At 49.0% G+C, this 4,441-nt stretch carries 4 protein-coding genes; all 4 read right to left on the reverse strand.

The features are described from left to right. Window positions 1–298: 298 nt before the first annotated feature. On the reverse strand, window positions 299–1,117 hold the full coding sequence (locus tag GJA01_RS14960) for a carbohydrate porin (protein ID WP_253783051.1): 819 nt from the start codon (window positions 1,115–1,117) through the stop codon (window positions 299–301). Beyond that, window positions 1,114–2,264, reverse strand: a protein-coding gene (locus tag GJA01_RS14965; protein ID WP_099282493.1) for an IS3 family transposase whose coding sequence is annotated in 2 segments (ribosomal slippage) — window positions 1,114–2,006 and window positions 2,006–2,264 — 1,152 coding nt in all. Because the reading frame shifts where the segments join, the coding sequence is not laid out codon by codon here. Before GJA01_RS14965 ends, GJA01_RS14960 begins: the two co-directional genes overlap by 4 nt. A 40-nt stretch (window positions 2,265–2,304) precedes the next feature. Next, window positions 2,305–3,156 (reverse strand): carbohydrate porin, encoded by an 852-nt coding sequence (locus GJA01_RS14970; RefSeq protein ID WP_253783053.1) that lies wholly within the window; start codon window positions 3,154–3,156, stop codon window positions 2,305–2,307. A 14-nt stretch (window positions 3,157–3,170) separates the two neighbouring features. Beyond that, window positions 3,171–4,441, reverse strand: a 1,271-nt coding sequence (locus GJA01_RS14975; RefSeq protein WP_099282495.1) for an alpha-amylase family glycosyl hydrolase, incomplete at its 5' end; no start/stop codon positions are given.

Here is a 4,441-nt window from a genome sequence, read left to right on the forward strand (position 1 = left end):
GCATAATCTAATTAATCTGGCTCATATCGTGCGGCGGCGAAAAGGCGGCGGCCTGGAGTGCATCGAGAGTTCGGGGAACCAATATCATCTATAATATGCGCCGCTTCCTTTTCCTCGCGAGGATCAACGCCATAACGTAGCAATCCAAGGTCAATGCCTAACGCTCTGCGCCAGACCAAGTGCGAAAATCAGGCCAGGGAACCATCAATAAGCACCTATTGAACCGAGATCAGGCCACAAGCTCCTCAATTAACGGTTCTTCGATCGTCCACCTCATAAACCCAAAACTTTCAGGTCTTCAAAATATCTCAACATGCGATTTGAACCCAACCATGACGGCATCTTTCAAATGCTTCTCTGCATTAGGTCGAAAAAAATACTGTACGTCCGGAGAAAGAAAAACGCCACGCATCAAGCGATATTGATAAACCAACTCCAGAACAATAGCATATTTTTGAATACCATATGCGCCGCCCAAAAGAGGGAGGCCATTCTGAATCTGTATCTGTTGAGATCTCGAAATAGGTCCCGAAACGCGATCGTATGCAAACGCAAATCCAAGAGTATCTTGCGGGCGAGAAACCCAAAATCCACGATCTATAATGCCTGCTTCATATTGTTGCGCACGTGTCTGGGTCCGTTCTGAATTGGCGACGAAATTTCCAAAAATAATAACTCCTGCATCTTCTCGATGATGCGGATGATGCCAGATCATTTGGTCGACCTGCATATAGGCTGACCATGACCCATGATTGATACGAGGAGTCTTTCCGCTTCTAGCAAAAGCTCCTCCATCACCGTCATAATAGTTATCATGATGATCGGCAGTATCGAGGATATAGCCAACCTTATAATGCCCTGGCAGACTGCCCTGGTTTAGAATAGGTTCCCAGCCAAACTCCAAGGGTACAGCCACCCCATTGATATCTGCTCCATTAAACTTGAAACCTGTACGGAATTGCACATTCCCATAAATACCTTCCTGACTAAGATAGGCTCCAGTCTGGAAATAGATGTGATCCGTTGGCCTCCAGCGCATACGCCCTCCCCAGGATGCATCAGCCCATGATGAATGGGTTGTATTATCTGACGTGCCCCCTTTTTTGTATCCACTCAAAAGGAGAGTTCCCGTTTTTTATGGCTTTGGGTTGATGGGATGACAAGTGTCTCGGGGGCATGCCCCCGAAACACTTGTCTGGCGACCTGATCCGGTGTCCTGCCACCCAGCTGGGAATGGGGGCGCACCGTATTGTAGTCTTCCCGCCAGTCAGCCAGAACCTGTCGGGCATGGCTGAGAGACGTGAACAGCGTCTCGTTGAGGCATTCATCCCTCAACCGGCCGTTGAAACTTTCGACAAAGCCGTTCTGTTGCGGTTTCCCGGGGGCGATATAGTGCCATTCAACCTTCATCTCATCGGCCCATTTCAGGATGGCATGGGATGTGAACTCCGTACCGTTGTCGCTGACAATCATGAGGGGTTTGCCATATCGTTCCACCAGGGCCGTCAGTTCCCGCGCCACACGTCCACCTGACAATGACGTATCGGCAACCAATGCCAGGTTCTTGCGACTGAAATCGTCGATAACAGCCAGAATGCGGAACCGGCGGCCACAAGTCAGGGCATCCGAGACAAAATCCAGGCTCCAGCGCTGCCCGGGTTCCTGAGGGATGGTCATGGGAGAACGCGTCCCCAGTGCCCTCTTGCGGCCACCCCGATGGCGGACTTTCAGCCCTTCCTCCTGATAAAGGCGGAACAGCTTCTTGTGATTGGGGCTGAATCCTTCCCGCGCCAGAAGATAATCCAGGCGGCGATAGCCAAAGCGGCGTCGTTGGTCCGCCAGTTCCCGTAGGCGCTGGCGCAGGGCAGCATCGTCCGCTCCGGTAGAAACATACCGCGCGACACGCCTGGCAACACCAACAAGCGCACAGGCTCGGCGTTCACTCAGGGCCAGAGCTTCCTGAATGTGTCGGACCGCCGGCCGTTTCGCGACAGGCGTTACCACTTTTTTCCAACGATCTCCTTCAGCGCCGCATTATCCAGCATGGCATCCGCCAGAAGACGTTTCAGGCGGCTGTTTTCATCTTCCAGCGCCTTCAGCCGTTTGGCCTCGGATACCTCAAGGCCACCATAACGGGTCTTCCATTTGTAGAAGGTCGCGTCACTGATCCCGTGCTTACGGCAAAGATCAGAGACCTTCAGTCCGGATTCCTGTTCCTTCAGGATCCCTATGATCTGCTCTTCCGTAAAACGACTGCGCTTCATCCGTCCGTATCCTTCTCGATCGGACTCTACTTTTAAATGGTTACATTTCCGGGGGGCACGTCATATCCGCAATGGCGTTTGGATTTCCGCAGAATGCATTATTCATAAATGTGCAGGTCACAGCAAAGTTTGCCATAAAATCCAGAAGAAGCGGTATTCGACCACCAGCTACATCAAACCGGCCATGTCCTAATGTCTCTTCGCCATAAAAGTAGACAAGATGCAGAACAACGTTCCCGCCACCACCATAAATTTCCTGACTATGACTAAGCTGGTCTCCGAACATAGGACTGGCCGGGATACCGTATCGACTGACAATGGCCGTATGTGTTGAGAAACCTCCTATTCTCGCCAGATGTTCCCAGTCAATATTAGTCAAATATCCAACTTGCCCTGTGTTGCTGCTCCCTTTTTTCAAACCCAGTTCGGGCGTGGGGGAAGTCAAAGCAGCTCCAAATTCGTTCGTATTGTCAACAAGGATACTAATACCCTTCCTCTGAAGCCAGGTTTTAATACCCCATGGATTAATCAAAACAGCCTCTGGGACCATAATGGGCGGCACTTGTTCCTTTCCGAAATTCAGTAGACCAAGAGGCATGTTGACGCGATCACTCTCTACTCTGGGAAGCTGTTCGGAGGCATCTTCCGCTGAAACGAAATCTGCCTCTGAATGCCTCTGAAGCCAGTTTCGAAGATCCTTCAACGTAATTAAATGTTGCCAAACTCCAGAGTAAGGCAAAGGCCTTTTCAAGAATAAAGATCGAGATTCTTTGATCCTTACAATAGAATCAGGAACCTGTTTTGCAGTTCCCCCGGCAATTGCCGGAGAAACTATGGATTTCGGCATGCACACAAATACATACATGATGAGAATACAAAAGAAGCTTTTCAAAATCTTGCTTCTTTCTAGCTGGAGATAGCAGTAATACACCCTTGCCAAGGAGCAAGTGACAAGGTCCGGCCCATGGGCTTTACCACGTGCGTGTTAAGAAGAATTTTGCCAAGATTTATTTCAGCAGGCAAAGCCCACGCCTGCGATTGAGCCGTCAAGTTGATAAAAATTAGTATCTGATTGTTATCTAATGTTCTGGTAAAAGCAAAAATATTAGGATTTTGTGGATCAATATCCTGAAAAGTACCGTAAACTAAAACCGGATGTCTTTTTCTGAAAGAAATTATCTGCCGATAAAAAGCGAGTACAGACGAAGAATCAAGCTCCTGCGCAGCCACGTTAATACGATCCGTATTGGGGTTTAGCCTGAACCAAGGCGTTCCCGTAGTGAAGCCTCCCGTTGTGGTATTATTCCATTGCATTGGAGTGCGCGCATTGTCCCGGCTGGTCTGACGCAATTCTGTGAGGACAGCGTTCGCTGAATGTGTTCCACGACCTACCGTATCGGCCCATATGCCTTTTGCATTAACATCTTCAAAGTCTTCAATCTTATCAAAGGAAATATTGGTCATACCAATTTCCTGTCCTTGAAAGATAAAAACAGTTCCTCTCCGCCCCATGACCAGAAGAGACAGAGCTTTGGCAGAGGCAGGGCTATTATCTCCAAAACGTGATACTGCTCTCGGATTATCATGGTTCTCCAGAAATGATGTCGTCCATCCGTCTGGACCAGTCGAACGATCGTCTTCAGTGATAGTCTCTTTTAATTCCTGGAGTGTCCATGGCCGCGTTTCCCAATCTTTGCGACCAACACGCGCCGTATCGAAATGGAAAATCATATCCAGCTCTTTCCTCTGTTGAGAGACAAACAGAGGCGTCTGAGCGTAAGAGACGCCGAAAGCTTCCCCAACACTCATGGCATTGTGAGGCGATAGAACCTTTTGGTTCATCTCATGAAGATAAGTATGAAGGTGTGGACCATTAGCAAAAACAACGGACGGATCCTGCAATTCTTCTATTGTCAAATCGCGAAGTCCTGTAGGCTTGGAGATGAATGGGATGACATCCATGCGAAAGCCCGATACTCCACGCGCAATCCAGAAGCACATGATGTCATGGACTTCTTGGCGAACCTTAGGATTGTCCCAGTTCAAATCTGGCTGACACCGTTCATAGTAATGAAGGTAATACTGTCCTGTTTTCGAATCATTCTGCCAGGCTTTGCCACCGAAAAATGATGGGTAGTTGTTGGGAAGACCACCATTTTTCCCATCACGCCAGATGG

This window comes from Gluconobacter japonicus (assembly GCF_002723975.1).
Taxonomy (GTDB): domain Bacteria; phylum Pseudomonadota; class Alphaproteobacteria; order Acetobacterales; family Acetobacteraceae; genus Gluconobacter; species Gluconobacter japonicus.